General features: G+C 56.1%; 21 protein-coding genes. 18 read left to right on the top strand and 3 right to left on the bottom strand.

What is annotated here, in order from left to right; translation table 11 throughout:
• Positions 1-16 precede the first annotated feature (16 nt).
• From J122_RS05010 to J122_RS04990, 5 genes are all read left to right on the top strand, one after another.
• Positions 17-2428 (top strand): GAF domain-containing SpoIIE family protein phosphatase, encoded by a 2412-nt coding sequence (locus J122_RS05010; protein ID WP_061331465.1) that lies wholly within the window; start codon positions 17-19, stop codon positions 2426-2428.
• A complete protein-coding gene (locus J122_RS05005) occupies positions 2370-2795 on the top strand; it encodes an ATP-binding protein (protein WP_082780521.1) in 426 nt (141 codons plus the stop codon). Before J122_RS05010 ends, J122_RS05005 begins: the two co-directional genes overlap by 59 nt.
• A complete protein-coding gene (locus tag J122_RS05000) occupies positions 2786-3154 on the top strand; it encodes an STAS domain-containing protein (protein ID WP_058089941.1) in 369 nt (122 codons plus the stop codon). Before J122_RS05005 ends, J122_RS05000 begins: the two co-directional genes overlap by 10 nt.
• Before the next feature lie 14 nt (positions 3155-3168).
• Positions 3169-3567: a hypothetical protein gene (locus tag J122_RS04995; RefSeq protein WP_058089942.1), complete on the top strand. Its 399-nt coding sequence runs from the start codon at positions 3169-3171 to the stop codon at positions 3565-3567.
• Between the two features lie 91 nt (positions 3568-3658).
• Entirely contained in the window at positions 3659-3943 is a 285-nt protein-coding gene (locus J122_RS04990) for a hypothetical protein (RefSeq protein ID WP_061331463.1), read from the top strand.
• Between the two features lie 67 nt (positions 3944-4010).
• Here J122_RS04990 and J122_RS04985 read toward each other — a convergent pair whose 3' ends face one another.
• The 3 genes from J122_RS04985 to J122_RS04975 form a co-directional block, all read right to left on the bottom strand.
• Positions 4011-5018, bottom strand: coding sequence for a putative solute-binding protein (locus tag J122_RS04985; RefSeq protein WP_061331462.1), 1008 nt, complete (start codon positions 5016-5018; stop codon positions 4011-4013).
• 49 nt (positions 5019-5067) lie between these two features.
• Positions 5068-6153, bottom strand: a complete 1086-nt coding sequence (locus J122_RS04980) for a hypothetical protein (protein WP_061331461.1) — start codon at positions 6151-6153, stop codon at positions 5068-5070.
• Between the two features lie 90 nt (positions 6154-6243).
• Positions 6244-7131, bottom strand: a complete 888-nt coding sequence (locus J122_RS04975; RefSeq protein ID WP_061331460.1) for an EAL domain-containing protein — start codon at positions 7129-7131, stop codon at positions 6244-6246.
• Positions 7132-7593: 462 nt separating this feature from the next.
• On the opposite strand from J122_RS04975, the gene J122_RS04970 reads away from it, so the two are divergent.
• The 13 genes from J122_RS04970 to J122_RS24935 form a co-directional block, all read left to right on the top strand.
• Positions 7594-8814, top strand: a complete 1221-nt coding sequence (locus J122_RS04970) for an AAA family ATPase (protein WP_061331459.1) — start codon at positions 7594-7596, stop codon at positions 8812-8814.
• Positions 8807-9307, top strand: a complete 501-nt coding sequence (locus J122_RS04965; protein ID WP_197463811.1) for a hypothetical protein — start codon at positions 8807-8809, stop codon at positions 9305-9307. The genes J122_RS04970 and J122_RS04965 overlap by 8 nt, the downstream gene beginning before the upstream one ends.
• Before the next feature lie 412 nt (positions 9308-9719).
• Positions 9720-11201, top strand: a complete 1482-nt coding sequence (locus tag J122_RS04960) for a capsule assembly Wzi family protein (protein WP_061331458.1) — start codon at positions 9720-9722, stop codon at positions 11199-11201.
• 41 nt (positions 11202-11242) lie between these two features.
• On the top strand, positions 11243-14164 hold the full coding sequence (locus J122_RS04955; RefSeq protein ID WP_061331457.1) for an SLBB domain-containing protein: 2922 nt from the start codon (positions 11243-11245) through the stop codon (positions 14162-14164).
• A 239-nt stretch (positions 14165-14403) separates the two neighbouring features.
• Positions 14404-15315, top strand: coding sequence for a Wzz/FepE/Etk N-terminal domain-containing protein (locus J122_RS04950; protein ID WP_061331456.1), 912 nt, complete (start codon positions 14404-14406; stop codon positions 15313-15315).
• A gap of 96 nt (positions 15316-15411) precedes the next feature.
• Positions 15412-16485, top strand: a complete 1074-nt coding sequence (gene rfbB / locus J122_RS04945; RefSeq protein ID WP_061331455.1) for a dTDP-glucose 4,6-dehydratase — start codon at positions 15412-15414, stop codon at positions 16483-16485.
• A 72-nt stretch (positions 16486-16557) separates the two neighbouring features.
• Positions 16558-17406: a dTDP-4-dehydrorhamnose reductase gene (gene rfbD, locus J122_RS04940; protein WP_061331454.1), complete on the top strand. Its 849-nt coding sequence runs from the start codon at positions 16558-16560 to the stop codon at positions 17404-17406.
• A 47-nt stretch (positions 17407-17453) separates the two neighbouring features.
• A complete protein-coding gene (locus J122_RS04935) occupies positions 17454-18626 on the top strand; it encodes an AAA family ATPase (protein ID WP_061331453.1) in 1173 nt (390 codons plus the stop codon).
• Positions 18620-19231, top strand: coding sequence for a DUF4276 family protein (locus J122_RS04930; RefSeq protein WP_227510103.1), 612 nt, complete (start codon positions 18620-18622; stop codon positions 19229-19231). The genes J122_RS04935 and J122_RS04930 overlap by 7 nt, the downstream gene beginning before the upstream one ends.
• A gap of 78 nt (positions 19232-19309) precedes the next feature.
• Positions 19310-20179 (top strand): glucose-1-phosphate thymidylyltransferase RfbA, encoded by an 870-nt coding sequence (gene rfbA, locus J122_RS04925; RefSeq protein ID WP_061331451.1) that lies wholly within the window; start codon positions 19310-19312, stop codon positions 20177-20179.
• A 9-nt stretch (positions 20180-20188) separates the two neighbouring features.
• Positions 20189-20755 carry a dTDP-4-dehydrorhamnose 3,5-epimerase gene (rfbC, locus tag J122_RS04920; RefSeq protein ID WP_061331450.1) on the top strand — a complete coding sequence of 189 codons (567 nt, stop codon included), beginning with the start codon at positions 20189-20191 and terminating at the stop codon, positions 20753-20755.
• Positions 20752-21159, top strand: coding sequence for a sugar 3,4-ketoisomerase (locus J122_RS24940; RefSeq protein ID WP_061331449.1), 408 nt, complete (start codon positions 20752-20754; stop codon positions 21157-21159). The genes rfbC and J122_RS24940 overlap by 4 nt, the downstream gene beginning before the upstream one ends.
• On the top strand, positions 21156-21681 hold a 526-nt coding region (locus tag J122_RS24935; RefSeq protein WP_082780520.1), incomplete at its 3' end, for an acyltransferase. The genes J122_RS24940 and J122_RS24935, both read left to right, overlap by 4 nt.

Here is a 21681-nt window from a genome sequence, read left to right as displayed (position 1 = left end):
TCAAAGAGCTGTAAAGATGTTTGACGGGACAGCGCTGCCGGAACGACTACTGCAACCAGAGCTATTGCTGGTTTTTGTACTGGCCGTTGCACTCGGTGCCATCGCCTTATGGCACCAACGCGCCCGAAAGCAAAGCAGGCAGCGGGAGCAGGCACTGGCCCGGGCGAACGATGATGCCCAGCGCCGCCTGCGGTCGTCGATGTCTGACACCCGGGCCATGCTGGACCAGGGCTCAGCCGCCATCCTGGTGTTTGATCGCATCACACTTACCCTGTTGTTTGCCAACCGCCAGGCCCTCGAATTGTTTGGCTGTGATTCCGTCGAGGAGCTTTCAGACACCGTACTCATGCGCCCGGATGCCTGGCAGCCCAGCCCTTACTCGCTGCTCGATTTTGAGAGCTGGATCAGCCAGCTCAAGGCCTCCGGTTTTCTGCGCCGGGAATGGCTGTTCAGTACCGCTGCCCGTCAGAATATCTGGATGGACTGCTACATCAGCAACACCGTCTTCGAAGGCCGCCCGGCGCGCACTCTCAGCGCCAACAACATTCACGCCTACAAAATGAACCAGGCAGCGGACAAACTCCGCAATGGCATTCTCACCGGCATCAACAGCAGTGCGCCCATGGAAAACCTGGCCGACAGCCTGTGCAAACTGGCCGAGATTCGCCTGCAAGACACCCGCTGCCTGATCACCCGGTACGACCAACAGCGGGACTCGCTCACACCGCTGGGCAAGGGGGGCTTGGCCAAGGACTTCCGGGAACAGTTACCCGTTATACCCGCCCGTTACGGCAGCACTTCCATCGGTACCGCCGCCTACACCCGCCACAGAACACTGTGTGAATCGGTTGTGGACGACCACCGTTGGCAGGGTTACACCCGTGTGGTGGCAGATCTCGGCCTGCTGGCCTCCTGGTCTGAGCCGATTGTCAGCCAGCGAGACGAATTACTGGGCGTTGTCACCGTATTCAGCCATCACCCCCGCAATCCGGATGAACAGCAACTGGAAGACCTGGCCTCCATTGTCTCGCTCACCGGCCTGGCCATTGAACGAAAACAGTGGCAAAAAGCGATGGAAGCGGCCGCCGCCAGTGAGCGGTTTATCCGGCAGCTGGGGGTTGATCTGGTCAACCTGCCCAGTGGCGACGAGTTTGAGCCAAAGCTTCGCTACCTGATGCACCGCATTGTCAGCCACTACGAACTCGGTGCCCTGGCATTGTGGGAGCGCTCCGGAGATGACGATAGCTTCGCCTGCCTGGCCACCATTCATCACAACACCCCAGACACCAGCGGTGCAGATAACGCCAGCGCCACCATTCAGCCCATCGCTGCAAACGTGGTTGCCAACATGCTGGCAGACACCGCAGCAGAGTACATCACCCCCCAGGATGCTATTTACGATCGCACCCGCTTAGGCGTAGAACCCAAACCCATACTGCTCACAGCGCTGAATGATGAGCAGGGTGAAGACAGCTTCATCGGCTTCCTCACGGTTCAGTCCCGCTACATGTACATCGCCCAGGCCACCATCGACCACCTGCAGGTGATTGGCTCCATGGTGCGCACGGTATTGTTGAACCGTCGCCTGGTGCGTTCCCTGGCCAGCGACATGGAAAACGAACAGCGGGAGCGCAAGAAGCTGGAAGTGGAGCTGTCGGTGGCTCGCTCCATCCAGATGTCCATGGTGCCCGGGGCCGGGCACTTCCGGGAAACCTACCGCAACTGGACCATCGAAGCCTGGCTGCAACCGGCCCGGGCGGTGGGCGGAGACTTGTACGAGTTAATCCGCCTGCCCAGCGGCAAGCTGCTGATTGCCGTGGGTGATGTCTCAGACAAAGGCGCCCCGGCGGCGTTGTTCATGGCCAGAACCGTCAGCCTGCTCAACTACCTGGCCCGCTCGCTGGATGGTGATCTGGCCGCCATCGCCCGGGCCCTGAACAACGAACTGTGTCGCTCCAACGAAGCCTGCATGTTCGTGACCATGATCATGGGCGTGCTGGAGCTTGGCTCAGGTGAAATCCAATGGCTCAATGCCGGCCACAACGAGCCCATGTTTGTGGATGGCAAAACCAGCCCGAAACTGTGGCAAGGGAACCCTGCCGCGCCTTTCGGCGTGTATGAGGATGTGGACTACGACGTAGAGATTGCCAGCATCCGGCCAGACCAGAGTATTACCCTGTACAGCGATGGCGTAACCGAAGCGTTTGACAGGGAAGGGCAGGAGTTCGGCGAAGAGCGGTTACTGAACCTGGGCTACCGGGCGTTTAACCAGCCCGAGGGGCTGCTCGGCTATATGCGCGAACAGCTGCTATCCTTTGCCAGTGGTGCACCACAATCCGATGACATAACCTTACTGACAATACAACACCATGACACTATCCATCCAGTCCACAGAGACGATAGCAAGCATCCTGCAAAAAGTTCGTGATCACTACGGCGAGCATTGCCTGGATAACGACAGGGTGAGTGACTGCTACACCATCATTGATGAATTTCATGCCAATATTAAAGAGCATGTCGCTACAAAAATTGACAGCTGTCAGTGGTTTCTTGAGGTAGTGTGTGATGATGGCAAGGTACAACTGGAATTTGAATACGCTGGCCCGGGGTTCGACCCAACGCAATCGAGCCCTCCTGGCGAACAGCCTGTGGAGGCCCGCTCCATCGGTGGTTTGGGGTTGGCCATCATGTCGCAACTGAGCGACGAGATGAACTATCGCTACGAGAATGGCACCAACAAGCTCACGGTAGCACTCGACACCACATTGCCCAGGGAAGACAACCCATGCCTTTGACCATTATCGAGCAGTACACCTCGGATGAGGCGTTGAGCTTTGAGCTTCAAGGCTCACTGGACAGCGACACCGCACCGCAGCTGGACGAACGCCTGGCTGAGGCCATCACCCCAACCACCCGGCTGGTGGCCTTTAACATGGCCGGAGTCAGCTTTATCAGCTCCGCCGGTTTGCGCGTTATCTTCAAGACCCTGAAACTGATGAAAGCCCGAAAGGGGCAGGTAAGTGTCAGCCAGATGAGCAAAGGGGTGAAAAAAGTGTTCGAAATCGTCAAAATCATGCCCGACCTCACCGTGTTTGGTGATCAGGCTGAGATGGATGAGTACCTGGAAGCTATTCAACGGCGCGAAGAGTTGTAATACAAGGAGACGCTATGGCTATTGTTCTGGACGGAACAGTCGCAATCCAGAGAGACCAGAGTGGTGACGTCGCCAACGTGATCTGGTTCCTCTATGGCCTGCCGGCTTCCGGCGGTGCGCCCAATAATGCCGTATTCCTGAACGAATCCTTTGGCAAGGCCTCGCCGCAGATGGTTTCGTTCGAGCTGGATGGCGAAGAGTACGTGGTCTATGCCGACTGGCAGTCGTCTTCGGATGTGCATCAGGGCCATGAAATCAAAGCCTTCTACAAAACCTACGGCTACATCCTCATCTCCTGCCTGCGGGACGACGTGGCCTCAGACCAAGGTCTGATACGGCGGGAGTGGATTACTCCTGTAAAGTATTATGAGGATTATGTGACAATGGTCAGCGAATTAGCCAAAGTAGGCTAATATACTAAGCTGATAATACAGAAAGGACGTATGTATTTATTGAAAGAATCAACGCAACTCAAATGGTCAGTTTGAGACAGTGGAGAACATCATGCGCCAGGAATACCAGAACGCCTATCTAAACGCCGTCCGAGCCATGGCAGAGAGCGGAATGACCGTACAGCTACTCAGTGGTCGTGAACTCAGGGCACGCTCTGGTGAAGCCGAGGCGCAAACGTCTGAACGTTACATGACCCAGGAATTCAGCCGCCAGGTAGCCGCGGTATGCCACGGCTCCCTGGCCTTGTCAGACATCAGCGCAGAGCAGTTGATCAAACGCGATCAGGGCGAAACCAAAACCGCCACCACCACCCAGCGCGCCAAAACCACCTCCTAAACCAAATTGGGGTCAGACCCCCGGACATTTCACCTCAGCAAATGTCCTGGGGTCTGACCCCAAACGTTTATTCCCGATTAGCCGCCGTGCATTCAGCAGCACCCGGATTGCTTGCGCAGCGGATGTTGGCCATCAGCTTGAGCATGCGCGGGTCGTAGACAGACGGGGCGCGGTTTACACCATCCCGCATCTCCAGGCGGTTCTCCCGGAACATTTCCTGATAGCCGACGATGTCCTGATCGGGAATCTTGATCCATTTTTCATCCGGAATGGCCGCTTCCTGGCTTTCGATCAGGCTCATCACCTGCGGGTACATGTCCCAGGCCGCTTCCCGGGCTTTCTGGGCGGTGTCGCCATCCACTGCGCCTTCACGGGCAATGAGTTGCACCGTCAGCTGGGCCAGGGGGTAGTCCACCACGCCGCCGTTGGGCTCAATGCCTTTATAGAGTTCCAGTGCCTCATAGGCGAAGGCCGGCGCATAGGCGGTGTCTACCGAGCCGTTATTGAACTTACCGGCAAAGTTGGTGATGTCAGACGGCACCACCGTGGCCTTCACGTAGTTCACCATGTGGATGGCGTCTTTCTGGTAATCCAGGGTGGCCATCCTTTTGCCTGCCAGGGCGCCGGCGGTGTTGATGGAGCGGTCATTTACGAACAGGTAACCGGCGCCCACCGGGAAGATGCCCAGCACTTCATAGCCATCGCTCTTCATCAGGTCTGCCGCTCGGGGCTGGGCCAGGGTGGCCAGCAGGGTTTCCAGGTTGTCGTAGGTGGGCAAGGCACCCACGGCACTGATCGAGCCGGTGAACTTGTTGAACGGCCGGGTGCGCAGGTCGGTGGCGGCCACCGCATCACACTGGCCGGCGTTGAAGTCGCCCACCGCCACGCCTTCATCGGTGTAGGGCTTCAGTTGCAGGTTAACGCCCAGAGAACGCATCTCCAGGGCATAATCCTTCATCACGTTGAACACATCGCCGTTGGCACCGATCACATCAAACACACACACAGACACGTTGTTGGCTGAGGCCAGCGGCGCGGCACAGGTAAGTGCCAGGGCTCCGATAAACTTACGCATGGTTACTACTCCCGTTATACATTGTCTTTGTTTTCAGTCAGGGACACCCTCACAGAAGGTCGTCCAGATCCATTGTTTGGGTTGATCGGTTGGACGATACCGGCGACAGGCTGCCAAACGAGTTGGACGGTGTGCGGTAGCCATAGTTGGCGGCCCAGTGTTTATCCGAGGAATGCAGCAATACCCGGTGCGCGACGCTGTCCAACAGTTGGTAGGCGGAAGACACCTCCATCTCCGATTCCGCATCGGCGGCGGCCCGGATGGCTTCTTCCAGTACGTCCGGCCGGCCAAAGGTTTCCGCTGCCACAACTTCCAAAGCGCTGGCTACCCGGAAACCCCGATCAAAGCCCAGTTCGCGGCTGTGTTCGAGTACATCCCATGGGTCTGGGGACATGGGCGGGCGGGTGTCCGGCAGCAACAGCCATACCAGGGCCCGAACCGCATTGGGTACGCCGCCCCATTTTTCGTTTTCAACACAGCGCACAGCCCGCTCGGCTTGCGGGGCAATGTTGCGCGGAATGCCCGCCATGGCCCCGGAATTGGCATCGTTTACAATCGCCTGCATGCCCGTTACCAGGCCCATCAGAAAGGTCAGTTCATCCTGATCATCAAGCAGGAACGGGCATTCCACCGGCTCGGCGCCCGGGTCAAATTTATAGGCGGCCATGGCCCGCTCAAACGCCAGAAGTCGCCGGTGGGCAATTTCCGCGTTCAGGCGCTTAACCTGTTCCCGGGCATCCCGCGCTTCGTTCACGTTGCCCTCGTGGTTGGCGCGAAGGTACGTGATCTCGGCCTCCATGGCATTGTATTCAGAGCAGTTTGCTGCCAAAAGCATCAGTAATGAGCCAGTGGTGTCGGGCGGGGAAGTTACGCGGGAGAAAGAGTACACCAGTGGGTCCAGTGACAGCCCCAGCGCACAGGCCATCTCTGGGTCTTTCATCTCCAGCACGTAGGGGGTGGCTTCGCCCTCCGCGTAATTGGAGAGCACCATCCCCGTCGTGGTGTAAATGGGGTTGGCCGAGCAGCCGGCCAGGGTAATGGTGGCACCGGCAAGCAGAATCCGCTTGCCTGCAGAGAATGCACCCAGCGCCTGGGCGCTGCGTTCACGTAAGCGATGGATAAAGGCCTTTGTCATGGGCTGCCTCTTGTTGTAATTGTTGGATGTGTTGGTCTGTTATCGGTTTTCTTACATTAAATTAATCGAATGGACCAATTCATGCTTAATTCATTTTGGCAAATTATGGACAAGTCCCGGGGCAAGATCAACGGCCCCGAAGGCGCTGTGTTCCTCGTTGGTGGCCGTCAGCAACCGGCTGGGGGTGTAGTCCTGCACGAACTCCACCGCATCTGAAGCACTCAGGGGCGGGCACAGCCAATAGCCCTGGCCGTAATCGCAACCCAGGGTGCGCAGCGTTTTCCACTGGTCGCGGCACTCGATGCCTTCCGCCGTTACCGTCAGCCCTGCGGCCTTGGCCTGCTCAATCATCTGCCCCACATGGCGAATGCCGGCGATGGTATCCAACTTGGCGGTATCTTCACGGTCGATTTTAAGCTCTGCCACCGGCAGCGTGTCCAGGCGTTCATGGTTGTTGAAGCCGGTGCAAAAATCATCCAGCGACACCTGAATCCCATGGCCTGAGAGCGCTTCCAGCGTTTGCGCTGCTGCCAGTGGGTTATGGAAGGGCGCGGTTTCGGTCAGCTCAAACATCAGCTTCGGCCGGGGTGATTCGGCCAGCAGCCAGGTAACCGAGCGCAGGAAGTCTTCATCCTGAACGCTCATGGCAGAGACATTCACCGAAATGGGGAAAGGGCTCCAGCAAAGCCGGGTAAGTGCCGACCAGGAACGCCAGGTTCGAAGCGTACGCTCCAGAACGTGGAGGTCCAGCATCGGCGCCAGCCCGTGCTGCTCCGCCAGGGGCACAAACTGATCCGGCGCCTGCCGGCCTGCGACCACCTCTGGCCAACGTACCAGCACCTCAATACCGCCGAGCTTGCCATGGCTGAAAGCCACCTTGGGCTGAAACACCAAGTCAAAACCTACGGAGCGGATAACATCCCGAATCCGTGTTGCAGGATCGATCTTACCGAGCTCAGAAATCGCGCATTCCGGCATAACACACCTTCTTGTTATCGAATGAGGTTGCGTATTCTGACTATACAGGTGCAAAACAGGCCAAGGTTATGGCGTAAATGGCAAACGCCAGCGGGCTTCTTGGCCAATCGCCCGGCTGAAATAGAAATCGATTCCCTTATTCCATAAAAATTCACAGAAAGGGATGAAAAACTCAAAAACATCGTATAGCATAATAAATGCGAACCAAAGCGGGGTTTCCGGCCCCAATCGTAGTCCTCCTCCGAACGCTTTGGTTCGCTCAGTCTCGCAACGTTGCAAAGCTGTACTCCGTAAAGCATGTTGCCGACCTGGCCGAGACTGAAGTCGCTTGTTCTGTTTGCCCGCCACTGCCGCGGGCTTTTTTATTTAAAGGGTCAGTCCCAAGGGTCTGTCCCCGCACCGCTTGGAAATACCCCCCATTTAGTTCAAGATTGCGAATCAACAACCGACATTGCTAACAGTATGAAGCTCAAGCACCTGACCTTGGAAAACTTCCGTGCCTGTGATCATCTCGATCTCGAGATAGGCAGTCGCCTCACCGTATTGTTGGGCAACAACGGAAGCGGTAAAACCTCGGTGCTGGACGGCATCGCCATCGGCTTGGGGGCGGTCTTAACGCACTTGCCCTCCGTTTCCGGAATCACGTTCAAGGAAAATGGTGACATACGCCAATTCAACAACGTGGCAGCCCCGTACGTACGTGTGGCACTAACAACCGCCGAAGGGCTAGCCTGGGACCGAATAAAACGCCGAGATAAAAGCAAAGCGACCGCAAAGGCGACGCCTTCCCCTCTGGGACTAAAGAGTCTCGAGGCGTATCTTGATGAGGCGGTCATAGATAAAATGAACTCAGGTGAGCAATATCAGCTCACTATGATGGCCTATTACGGTGTTAGCCGTGCCGTCTTGCAGGTACCTCTCAGGCGCAAGGGTTTCCCCAAGTCTCATACCCGTTTAGAGGCGCTAAAACAGGCGCTTGAAGCTCAAAGCAGCTTCAAGTCAGCTTTCATCTGGTTCTACAACAAAGAAAACGAAGAAAACCGGTTGCAGCGGGAGAGGCGCAGTTTTGATGTAACCCTCAAAGAACTCGATGCGGTCAGAACCGCAATAGGCTCTGTTTTTCCAGACATTAGCCACCCTCACATCGAAGTAAATCCGCTTCGGCTGGCAGTGACCATCAACGGTGAAACGCTGGATCTGATGCAGCTCAGCGATGGTTACAAAACCCTGCTGGGACTGGTGATTGATCTCAGTATGCGAATGGGGCTGGCCAATCCGCATCTGGATAACCCGCTAACTGCGGAAGCCATCGTGATGATTGATGAAGTAGATCTTCACCTTCATCCGTCCTGGCAGCAAAGGGTCTTGGCCGACTTGTTGAGAACTTTTCCCAATACTCAGTTCATCATGACTACTCATAGCCCGTTCGTAGTGGAAACCCTGAACAACCATCTAAAGCGGCATAAACTTGGGCCAGGATCCACTGGCGATAAAGACATTGACGGCCTGCTTCCGCTCTCATTGAACGATGTGCGTGCCTACCGCATGGAAAACAGTGAGAAATACCCGCTGATCGATGACGAAACAGGGTTGGTGGATAACACTCTGTTGCCACATTTCAACCAGATAAATAGGTTGTATGACAGAATGCGAGACCTGGAGTGGAATCAAAAGGATGATTGATACCAGCCCCTACCAGCATTGCGAATGCATGCGCATGGGCAACCAGTTTGCGGTTTGCAAATCAGAGCTCAGTCTTGAAGAAAAGGGCAAGAAAGTGACGCTAACACCTAGGCGCGGCGAAGAGGCCAAAGCCATCGTGCTTGATGGGTGTGTGTTCACCGACAACAACATGAAATGTGATGTACTGTACCTGTTCAGTGGCAGCGGAAAGAAAGTCGCTGCGCTGGTGGAGCTCAAAGGTGCCGGCGACATCCGTCATGCTTTTGAGCAACTCGCATATACCCGAAAACGTCGACCAGAATATCAGTTGTTGAAGGCAGCTTTGGAACAATCCGCGCCAGGCCGTCTCCTCGAGAAAGCATTTATTGTAACCAATGGAATGCTACCAAAGCCGGAAATAGAAAAACTCGAAAACGCCCACGGCATCAGAGTAAGCGCAGTATTGCAATCAGAACCCAGCAACAAAATTCCTGACCTGCGCGACTGGTTCTAAGGTGTCTGCCAAGGGTCTGCCAAGGGTCTGTCCCCGAACGGGGACTGACCCCCATTTGCCCGTCCTTGCCCCCCAAACTAGAGCCCATGGCTCCAAAAAGGGTCAGTCCCCGTTCGGGGACAGACCCCATGGCTCCAAAAAGGGTCAGTCCCCATTCGGGGACAGACCCCTAGGGCAAACACTTGCCCAAAACGTGATCAAGTTACTTGCATTCCAGAATATTTCACAATCTTTAACACCTAAATCTGTCCACAAAGTACTCAGTCAGCCTTTTTGTCACTTGCGTGTAACCCAGCATTCCGTAGAATCGTCTCACTTCTGAAATACACCATAAACAACCTGACAAGGACCGCGTTAGGAACTTTCCTCCCGCTTTTTCGTTATATCCTTGTCTCAAGATAATTAGAATTCTATGACCTCAAAACACTGGGCCCTGGTCGGTGGGGCGGTAGCGTGCCTGAGCAGCTTTTCCATCGCAGCAGCTCCCTGGCTGGAACCGGGCGACCCCCGGGCCCGTTTTGCCGTACAAAAACTCGCAGACCGTGGCCACCTGGACCGCTCCGTAACCACCTGGCCCATCAACTGGGCAGCACTGGAAAACGGCACCCAAACCAGCACCAACGCCGACCTGCCATCCGTCGGCATGGCCAGCGCCTATTTGAGGTTTGAGCAGGAACAACAAGCTCAGCCGGGGTTCCGGGCAGAATTCAACGTAAACGCCCAGTCAGACATCCCGGCTTTCACCGGATTTCAGAACAACGCCCTGGCCAAAGCCGGTGCCTCGTTCAATCTGCAGTGGCAAGGCAACGCCTGGGCCGCAGGCCTCAAGCCCGCCTATGCTCATGATCCGGACGACGACGAAGAATTCCGCCTGGACGGCAGTTACCTGGCCGCCACCGCAAGCAACTGGGTATTCGGCGCCGGCGCTATCGACCGTTGGTGGGGGCCGGGTTGGCAATCCAGCCTGATACTCTCCAACAACGCCCGGCCGGTGCCCTCGGTTTGGATAACCCGGAACGACCCAAGCGCCTTCGAAACACCCTGGCTAAGCTGGCTCGGCCCCTGGAACGCCACCCTGCTAACCGGCCAGTTTGAAAAAGACCGCGCGGTACCCGAAGCCAAGCTCATCGGCATGCGCTTCAGCTTCCGCCCCGTAAACGGTCTGGACATAGGCTTGTCCCGCGCCATTATCTTCGGTGGGGAAGGGCGGCCAGAGGGCGCTTCCACCATCTGGAACGCACTGATCGGCCGCGACAATGGCCAGTTGGAAGAAGACGACCCCGGCGATCAGTTGGGCAGTATCGATATCCGCTACGGCTTCAGCATCGGCCAGCAAAGCATGGGCCTTTACATGGAGATGATGGGCGAAGACGAAGCAGGCGCCTTCCCCGGAAAGAAATCCTGGTTAATGGGTGCAGACTGGACCAGCCAGCTATTCAATGCCGATCAACAATGGTTTCTGGAATACGCAAACACCCTGGCCGACGACTTCATGGGCAGCGCCGTGCCCAACGTAGCCTTCGAGCACAGCCGCTACCGCACCGGCTACCGCCACTACGGCCGTAACATGGCCACCAGCTTTGAAGGCGACGCTGTAGCCGTCACCTTGGGCGCCTACCACTTTCTGCCCGGCGGCAGCAACATCACCGCCAAAGCCAGCTACGCCGAACTCAACAAAGACGGCAGCACCAGAGTAGTCGCCCCCAACGACAAAGTGTTCTACACCGCCCCGGCAAACAGCCAGGATATAGCAATACTGCAGCTCGGCTACGGCACCCAGGTACTCAACGGCTGGCTAGACCTGAACCTCCAGGCCACCGACAAAAAAGTCGAATACATCAGCGGCAAAAAAGACCAATTCGCCGCCTCAGCCAGCTGGACATATCGGTTCTAGCCCTGCGCACCAAAATAAAGCAAACCCCAAAAGGCACCAAAGTGATCCGCCCCTACTTAAAAACCTTGCTAGTTACCCTGGCACTGATCGCCGCTCAGCACGCCAGCGCTCTCACCTTAACCCCCGAGCAACAGCGCCAGCTGGACGCCCTGCCAGAAAGCCAGCGCCAGCAGTTGATGCAGCAATATCAGCAGGCAAAGCGCAGTCAGGGCGGAGCAAATGAAACGTCTGGCCAGTCTCAGCAGCAAGTTCCCCAAGAGGGCAAGCAACCTGGTGTAGTGCCTCTGGGTGACCGCGTTCAGGTGGCGCCGCAAACTTCAGGTTCGGGGGCGTCACAGCCAGGCAGATCTGAGCAGGGTGAAGACAAAGAAGAGAAAGAAGAAAAAACCGCCGAACAAATCCTCAAAGAAGAATATAGAAAGTGGCGGGCCGCTAGCGGCTTGGGTAGCGACGACTTGTTGCCATTCGGCTACGAAATGTTTGCCGGCGAGCCTACGTCGTTCGTGGCTTCCAGTGATGCTCCGGTGCCTGTTGGCTACCGTGTAGGCCCGGGTGATGAAATTCGAGTACTGCTAACTGGCCGGGAAAACCAAGATCTGAGCCTAACCGTTAGCCGTTCCGGTACCATCGAAATACCTCAGGTTGGCCCCGTAAACGTACATGGCAAAACGCTCGAAGAACTCCGCAGTTACCTGCAGGGCCTGATTCGCGAGCGGTTTATCGGTGTAGAAAGCTTTGTGTCACTGGGTGAACTGCGCAGCATCAGCGTGTTCCTTACCGGTGAGTCCAGAAATCCCGGGGTATACTCGGTCAGCGCTTTCTCAACTCTTAGCCACGCTCTGAGTGTGAGTGGCGGTATAAAAATCAGCGGCAGCCTCCGTAACATACGCCTCATCCGCAATGGCGAAACCGTCAGTCACTTTGACCTATACGATCTGATGCTCGCGGGCGATCGCGGTGCGGATCTGCAGCTGGAATCCGGTGACGTCATCTTCATACCTGCGGCCAGCCAACGAGTATCGGTAAGCGGCGCCGTGGTTCGCCCTGCCGTGTACGAGTTAGGCCAGAAAAACACCTTAGAGCAGGCCATCAAGCTGGCCGGAGGCCTCAGAGCAGAGGCAGACCCAAGCAAAATACAAATCTCCCGCCTGCGCCCCGACAGCAAGCGCACCTTGCTAGACCTCAATTTTGCTAACAGCAAAAACCAACAACTGGTTAACGGCGATACCCTGCGAATCGGCAAAATTCACGATCGCCTGCGCGGGTCCGTCGAGGTACGCGGCGCTTCGCCCATCAGCGGAACCTACCAGTGGCAACGTGGTATGCGCTTATCCAGGCTCCTGAACAACCGCGATGATCATTTGAACGACGATGCCGATCTGGATTTCGGTGTTATCGTCAGCCGTACAGGGGAAAACTTCGATGTCAGCCTGCGCCGGTTTACCCCGAGAGACGTCATTGCTCAGTCCGGCACCCAGGCTGATCCCATTCTGAAAGAGCGCGATAGCGTTCTCCTGTTCAAAGATGGCGAATCTCGCCAAGGCATGCTCGAGCCAGTGCTCGGCGCTTTTAGGCAGGGGTTAAATATTGACGAACTACCCGCCCTGGTTTCCGTAGCCGGTGCGGTTCGCCACCCGGGTACGTATCCGCTGCTGGAAAATCACAGTATCAACGACATGATTCATTTTGCCGGTGGGGTGGCGCGCGGCAACAATTCGCTGGTCAGTGCAGATCTGGAATTCGGCATGCTGATTCGCCGCCAAGGGGAACTGGGCCGCGTACCACAGGCCATTCGCTACAACCCCGGCAACGCACTGAACAACCCCAATTCCAGCGACAACCTCCCTGTGCAGGAAATGGACAGAATTCTGGTGTTCAGCCGTACCGAAAACCGTGGCAATCTTCTGGAGCCTCTGCTGGAAGAGCTTCGCCAAAACCTGCTACCCGGCCAGCAACCCACCGTTGTAAGTATCACAGGCGCGGTTCGCCACCCCGGCAGTTACCCCTTGCTTCCAGGCACTACAGTACGAGATTTGCTGGCCTATGCCGGTGGCCTGACCAACGCCTCCTACCAGCTGGAAGCGGAATTGATTCGTCAGCGCCTTACGGCTCAAAGAGCCGAGAGTGAGTTGGTTAAACTGGAACTCCAAAACCCGGACCACCAAAGCCTCACCCTGCAACCCACAGATCGCATACACATCAAACAAATACCGGACCTGAACCTGCAACAAACCGTTACACTGGAAGGCGAAGTTAACTTCCCGGGCACCTACACCATCCGCCGCGGTGAAACACTTGCCCAAGTTATCGAAAGGGCAGGGGGGCTAACCGAGTTTGCCTACGCCAAAGGGGCTGTATTTACACGAGAGCGGCTGCGTGAACAGGAACAGCAACGCTTGAACGAAGCCCAGCGCCGCCTCCGCCGTGATCTCGCCATCAGCGGCCCGCAGTCCCCCGGGGAAGTCGACACCGTAGAAGGTGATGACGAAACCGTCATTCGCGTGCTGGATCAAGTGGCAGACGCCCAAGCCGTAGGCCGCTTGGTGATTGATCTGCCTGAGCTGCTTGCCGGCAACACCGCTCGCGATGTACGCCTGCAAGATGGTGATACTCTCACTATCCCCGAGATCTCCCAGGCAGTCAGCGTAATGGGTGAAGTGCAATTCGCCACCAGCCACCTGCACGATGCCACCCTCAGCATCCGAGACTACATCAACCGCAGTGGTGGTCTGGCCTTCCAGGCAGACGAACAGCGCATCTACGTGATCAAAGCCGACGGCTCCGTCACCGTGCCCAACCAAAGCCGCTGGTTCGGCAGAACCAACCCCGTTGAACCCGGCGATACCATCGTAGTGCCCCTCAACCTGTCGCAGCTCAGCAGCATAGAACTGGCCAAAGACGTAAGCCAGATCATCTACCAGGTAGCCCTGGGCGCCGCCGCCGTAAGAAGCTTCCGAGACTGATAGGCTCGATTGGCCAGGGTCTGACCCCAAACGGGGTCTGACCCACCAGGCACCCAAGCCAAACCAAGGAACATAATCCGTGGCCGAAACAGGCCAGGGTCTGACCCCAAACGGGGTCTGACCCACCAGGCACCCAAGCTAAACCAAGGCAAAAAACCAGTGGCCGAAACGGGCCAGGGTCTGACCCCGAACGGGGTCTGACCCACCAGGCACCCAAACTAAACAAAGGCACAAGATCCGTGGCCGAACAGAACCAAACCCAGAACTACCCAGACGACGAAATAGACCTACGCGCCATCTTCGCAGACCTCTGGCAAGGCAAATGGCTCATCATAGCCCTAACCGTCATCTGCGCCGTAGCCGGCATCGTCTATGCCAAATCGCAACCTGATATCTACATTGCCCAGGCCACCCTGGCCCCGAAAGACGGCAGCGGCGCCAAAACCGGCGGCGGCCTCCAGGGCCTGGCAAGCCTGGCGGGCGTCAATCTCGGCGGCGAAGGCTCTAACCAATCAGTCATCGCCCAGGAAATCCTCAGAAGCCGCGCCTTCCTCAGCGATTTTATAGAACGCCACAACTACGCCCCCCAACTCACCGCCGTTAAACGCTGGAACGCCGCCACCGGAGAGCTGGAATACGATCCCGAGCGTTACAACCCGGAAACCACCCAGTGGCAAGGCGCAGAACCTTCCAGCTGGAACCTGGTCAACCGAACTCGCAGCCTGATGGGCATTGGTGCCAACAAAAACACCGGAATGGTGTCCATCTCCTTCCAGCACCAATCTCCCAAGTTCGCCCAGGAAATCGTGCAAAACCTGGTGCAAGACATCAACGAACACATGCGCAGGCTAGACGTACAAGAAGCCGAAAACAGCATTCGCTACCTGGAAAACAAAATCCAGGAAACCAGCATCGCCGGCATGCAGCAAGTCTTCTTCCAGCTCATTGAATCCGAAACCCGAAAAGTCATGCTGGCGCACTCAAGCCCGGAATATGTCTTCAAAACCATAGACCCGGCCGTCGTTCCGGAAGTGCCAAGCCAACCCAAGCGCCGCTTGATCGCCATGGTAGCCACCATGACTGGCGGCCTGCTTGGCATACTCATCGTGCTGCTAAGATCGTTCTTCTTCGCCCCCAAGCTAAAAGAATAACTCAACCAAGCAGTCTACAAAGGGGTCTGACCCCGAACGGGGTCAGACCCCACCCCTCTGCCAGCGACAATCACCAAGCTCAGAGTACAGCACCAAATGAAACTACTAGTCACCGGCGGCGCCGGCTTCATAGGCTCCGCAGTCATCCGCCACATCATCACCCACACCAACGATGAAGTGGTCAACCTGGACAAACTAACCTACGCCGGCAACCTGGAAAGCCTGGCCGAGGTCAGCGATAACGAGCGCTACGCTTTCGAACAAGTCGACATCTGCAACCGAGCCGAAGTAGACCGCGTACTGGCCCAACACCAGCCAGACGCCATCATGCACCTGGCTGCCGAAAGCCACGTAGACCGCTCCATAGACGGCCCGGCCGAGTTCATCGAAACCAACATCGTAGGCACCTACACCCTGCTGGAAGCCACCCGCCAATACTGGCAGGCGCTAGAGGCGGAAAAGAAAGCCAGCTTCCGCTTCCACCACATCAGCACAGACGAAGTCTACGGCGACCTCCCGCACCCAAGCGAAGCGGCCGATGCGGAAGAACACCTGTTCACCGAACAAACGGCTTACGCCCCAAGCAGCCCGTACTCAGCTAGCAAAGCCAGCTCCGACCACCTGGTACGCGCCTGGCAACGCACCTACGGCCTGCCGGTACTGGTCACCAACTGCTCCAACAACTACGGCCCCTACCACTTCCCGGAAAAGCTCATCCCATTGATGATCCTCAACGCCCTGGAAGGCAAATCGCTCCCGGTGTACGGCAAAGGCGACCAGATCCGTGACTGGCTATTTGTTGAGGACCATGCCCGCGCCCTCTATAAAGTTGTCACCGAAGGCAAACCCGGCGAAACCTATAACATCGGCGGCCACAACGAAAAAAAGAACATTGAAGTGGTACACACCATCTGCGACATACTCCAGGAACTCCGCCCACAGGAACGCAGCTATCGGGACCTGATCACTAACGTAAAAGACCGCCCCGGCCACGACATGCGCTACGCCATAGACGCCAGCAAAATCCAGAAAGAACTCGGCTGGGCGCCCGAAGAAACCTTCGAAACTGGCATCCGCAAAACCGTCCAGTGGTATCTCGACAACCTCGACTGGTGCCAACGAGTACAAGACGGCAGCTATCAGCGCGAGCGGCTAGGCGTAGCGAGTTAAAATTTTCAGACCAATGAACCAAGGCCTCGACAGGGTCTGTCCCAGCGTGGACTGACCCCAAACACCAATACCATGAAAATACTCCTGTTAGGAAAAACCGGCCAAGTCGGCTTCGAACTCCACCGAACCCTCTCCCCCCTGGGCCCCATCACCGCCCCGGGCAGAGAAGAGCTCGACCTAACCAACGAAGAAGCCGTAAATAACTACCTGGCCCAAACCAGACCAGAGCTGATCGTAAACGCCGCCGCCTGGACAGCCGTAGACGCCGCCGAAAACCAGCAAGCCGAAGCCCAACGCCTCAACGCCGGCTTACCCAAACAGCTTGCAGAATACGCAAAGGCCAACAACGCACGCCTGGTTCACTACAGTAGTGATTACGTCTACCCCGGCACCGGCACAACCCCGTGGCAGGAAGCCAGCCCAACCGGCCCCCTGAGCGTATACGGCCAAACCAAGCTTGAAGGCGACGAAGCCATCCAGCAAAGCGGAGCAGACCACCTCATCTTTCGCACCAGTTGGGTCTACAGTGCCCGCGGCAATAACTTCATGAAAACCATGCTGCGCCTGGCCGAAAGCAAAACCGAACTCAACATAGTGGCAGACCAGATCGGCGCACCCACCCCGGCAAGGCTTATCGCCCAGGTAACCGCACTGGCCATAAACGGTAAACTGCAAGCAGGCCTCTACCACCTGGCCCCAACCGGCGAAACCAGCTGGCAAGGCTTCGCCAAAGAAATCTTCCGCCTGGCCGGTAAAAACACAAAAGCAAACCCCATCCCAACCAGCGACTACCCAACACCGGCAACACGCCCGCTGAACTCAAGGATGGACGTAAACAAGCTGCAACAAGCCCTGAACATCCAGCTCCCAGACTGGCAAAGCCAATTGGCGCTGACTCTCGGCGAATATCTTGAGAACTGAGTAAAGTGGTATCCTCCGTACAGACTAATAGAAATGAGAGCAACCACATGTTCCTAAAAGCCCTTCGCCTGAAGGGGCTGCTCAGCTTTGGCTCGGCAACAGAAACCGTGCCGCTTGGCAACCTCAACATACTGATAGGTCCCAATGGCTCGGGGAAATCCAACTTTATTGAAGCCATTGATCTTCTTCGTTCCGCACCGTCGGATTTCAGAACCGTCCTGAGCGATGGCGGCGGTGTACGTGACTGGTTGTGGAAAGGCGGCCATCAAAACAAGTACCGCACGGCATTGCTGGATGCCGTTCTGGCTAACCCTAACGGCCCGCAGCCGCTGCGATACTGTTTGGAGTTTCGGGAAGAGTACCAACGCTTCACCATTGAGGATGAGCGGGTAGAAAACGAAAATCCCGTAGATGGGCATGAGAACCCCTACTTCTTTTATCACTTCAACGGTGGCAGGCCAACTCTGAACGTAAAAGGTGATAACCGGGAGTTGCGCCAGGAAGACATAGAATTCAATCGTTCAATTCTTGCCCAGCGAAAAGACCCAGACCAATACCCGGAAATCACCTACTTAGGCAAAGCGCTGGGAAAAATAGGGCTCTACCGTGAGTGGAGTTTTGGGCGTTTCACCAAACCCCGCATTCCACAAAAGGCAGACTTACCAAACGAGCATCTGTTACCCGATGCCAGCAACCTCGGATTGGTTTTAAACCGACTGAGGAGAGAGCCCGAAGCAAAGCAAAGGCTACTCGAAGCCCTTGGCAACCTCTACGAAGGCATAGACGACTTCGACGTACAAATTGAAGGCGGAACCGTGCAGGTCTTCTTCCAGGAAGGCCGCAACATGATCCCGGCCACGCGCCTGTCTGATGGCACTCTGCGGTACTTGTGCCTGCTGGCTATACTGTGCCATCCGCAACCGCAGCCATTGATTTGCCTGGAAGAACCGGAACTGGGCCTGCACCCCGATATATTGCCAGTTATTGCAGACCTGCTGATTGAAACCTCTGAACGAACACAGCTCATCGTAACTACGCACTCCGATGTGCTGGTAGATGCCATGACAAACCAGCCAGAAAGCATCCTGATCTGTGAACGAGACATAGAGCAAGGCACCAGAATTAACCGGCTAAATAGGGAAGAATTGCAGCCCTGGTTAGAGAACTATCGCCTGGGGCAATTATGGACAAGCGGCGAGCTGGGAGGCACACGTTGGTAACCATTTACATCGAAGGTGGCGGAGATGAGCCGCAACTGAAAGCTCGCTGCCGTAAAGCGTTTAACAAATTCATACAGAAGATGGGCTTCAAGGGTTCAATGCCGAAGCTGGTAGCGTGCGGAAGCCGCAGAAACGCCTACGAACAGTTCTGTACCGCCGTAAAACAAGGTAAGAAAGCCATGCTGTTGGTTGACAGCGAAGCGCCGGTTAAAAAGGAACATGAGTTTGACCCATGGCCACATTTACAACAGCGTGAAGGCGATGGTTGGACAGCACCCCCGAGTGCAACGGCTGCCGACTGCCACCTGATGGTCGAATGTATGGAAAACTGGTTTCTGGCCGATATTCCCGCTTTGAAGGGCTATTACGGCTCAGGATTCAAAGAAAACAAGTTGCCCAGCACCAACAGAGGGATAGAAAAAGTCGCCAAAAGCGAGGTTTACAAAGGCCTCAAAGAAGCCACAAAAAGTACGCGCAAAGGTAGCTACAGCAAAGGCGACCACTCATTCTCCATACTCGAAGAGATCGGCCCGAGTAAAGTCACGGCAGCCAGCAAGTGGGCAAAACACTTCAAAGATTGCCTGAAAGTGGAAATGCACCTGTAAATTTTATGTGTCCAGGGACACTAGGGGTCTGTCCCTACGTTGACAGACCCCTCTGCACCAAAATCAAAGGAAGCAAAAGTGAAAGGAATAATCCTGGCCGGCGGCTCCGGCACCCGCCTCTACCCAATCACCAGAGGCATCTCCAAACAGCTCCTCCCGGTGTACGACAAACCCATGATCTACTACCCGCTCTCCGTACTCATGCTGGCGGGCATCCGGGATATCCTTATCATCACCACCCCCGAAGACCAACAAGGCTTCCAGCGCCTGCTGGGCGACGGTAGCCAATGGGGCATCAACCTCAACTACGCCGAACAACCCAGCCCGGACGGCCTCGCCCAGGCCTTTATCATCGGCGAAGACTTCATCGGCGATGACAGCGTATGCCTGGTACTGGGCGATAACATCTACTACGGCCAGGGCCTCAGTAACATGCTGCAAGCCGCTGCCAAGCGAGAGAAGGGCGCCACCGTATTCGGCTACCAGGTAACCGACCCGGAACGCTTCGGCGTAGTCGAGTTTGACGACAACCATCGCGCCATCTCCATCGAAGAAAAACCGGCCAACCCGAAATCCGATTACGCCGTAACCGGCCTCTACTTCTACGACAACGACGTAGTCAACATCGCCAAACAGGTAGAACCCAGCCACCGGGGCGAACTGGAAATCACCAGCGTCAACCAGGCCTACCTGGAACGGGGCGATCTGAACGTCGAATTGCTGGGCCGCGGCTTCGCCTGGCTGGACACCGGCACCTTTGACTCCCTGCACGAAGCCAGCGGCTTTATCGAAACCCTGGAGAAACGCCAGGGCCTGAAAATCGCCTGCCTGGAAGAAGTCGCCTACCGCATGGGCTTCATCGGCGAGGAGCAACTGCTGGCCGAGGCCGAAAACCTCAAAAAGAACAGCTACGGCGTCTACCTGAAAAAACTGGTCAAATCCAAGTAAGCCAACTCTATGAAAATCACCGAAACCAAGATTCCCGCCGTAAAACTCATCGAACCCAAAGTGTTCGGAGACGAACGCGGCTTCTTCATGGAAACCTGGAACGAAAAAGCCTTCCGCGAAGCGGGCATCAACGCCACTTTCGTACAGGACAACCACAGCCGCTCGGTGAAAAACACCCTGCGCGGCCTGCACTACCAGATCAAACAGCCCCAGGGCAAACTGGTGCGCGTAACCCGTGGTGAAGTGTTTGATGTAGCCGTAGACCTGCGCACCAACTCACCCACCTTTGGCCAGTGGGTAGGGGAATACCTCTCGGAAGAGAACAACCGAATATTGTGGGTGCCACCGGGGTTTGCCCATGGATTTCTGGTGACGAGCGACACGGCGGATTTTCAGTACAAGTGCACAGACCTATACGCACCGGAGCATGAACGCTCAATCCATTGGGCAGACCAAGAACTCGCGATAAAATGGCCACTGGATAACGGTGCAGAACCCCTTGTATCCCAGAAAGACAAGCAGGCCGTTTCCTTTGACCAGGCTGAAAAGTACCCGCAGCAAGGTGAAAGCGCATGAGCTTGGTGAAATGGATCGACTTCCAGAGCCTTGGAGACGAGCGCGGTAGCCTGGTGGCCGTCGAAATCGGCATGGACAAAGCCGTCCCTTTCGATATCAAGCGCGTGTACTACATCTACCACACCGAACAGGGCGTGAGCCGCGGTTACCACGCCCACAAGAATCTCAAACAGGTTGCCATCTGCGTAGCCGGAAAATGCCGAATGGTGCTGGACGATGGCGCAAACCGGGAAGAAGTCTGGCTGGATTGCCCCACCAAGGGCCTCGTGATTGAGGATCTGGTCTGGCGGGAAATGCACGATTTCAGCAAAGACTGTGTGCTGCTTGTGCTCGCGAGTGAGCATTATGATGAATCCGACTACATCCGGGATTATGACGATTTCCTGAAGCAGGTGAGCCAATGAGCTTCATACATCCCCTTGCTGACGTTGCCGAATGCTCCATAGGTGAGGGCACAAAGGTCTGGCAATTTGTGGTCATTCTCAAAGGTGCAAAAATTGGCCGGGACTGCAACATATGCGCCCAAACCCTGATTGAAGGGGATGTGATTGTTGGCGACCGGGTGACTGTAAAGTCTGGCGTTCAATTGTGGGATGGTACACGCATAGAAGACGATGTGTTTATTGGCCCGAATGTCACGCTGACCAATGACCCGTACCCGCGATCCAAGGCTTATCCAGAAAAATTCTCCGGCGTAACTATAGAGCGCAACGCAAGTATCGGTGCAAACGCCACGCTATTGCCAGGGATCACGATTGGGAAATCGTCAATGATTGGTGCGGGAGCCGTTGTCACGAAGAACGTGCCGGCAGGTGCCGTGGTAGCGGGTAATCCTGCAAAAATTCTGCGTTACGTCGAGACATATTCAGGTGATACAAAGGCTCAAAGAATGACGAACACTTCACACGACACGACACGACACGACA

The sequence above is a fragment of the Marinobacter excellens LAMA 842 genome (genome assembly GCF_001574445.1).
GTDB classification, from domain to species: domain Bacteria; phylum Pseudomonadota; class Gammaproteobacteria; order Pseudomonadales; family Oleiphilaceae; genus Marinobacter; species Marinobacter shengliensis.
Note: the sequence above shows the minus strand (reverse complement) of the source record. Positions and strands in the feature narration are given on the sequence as shown.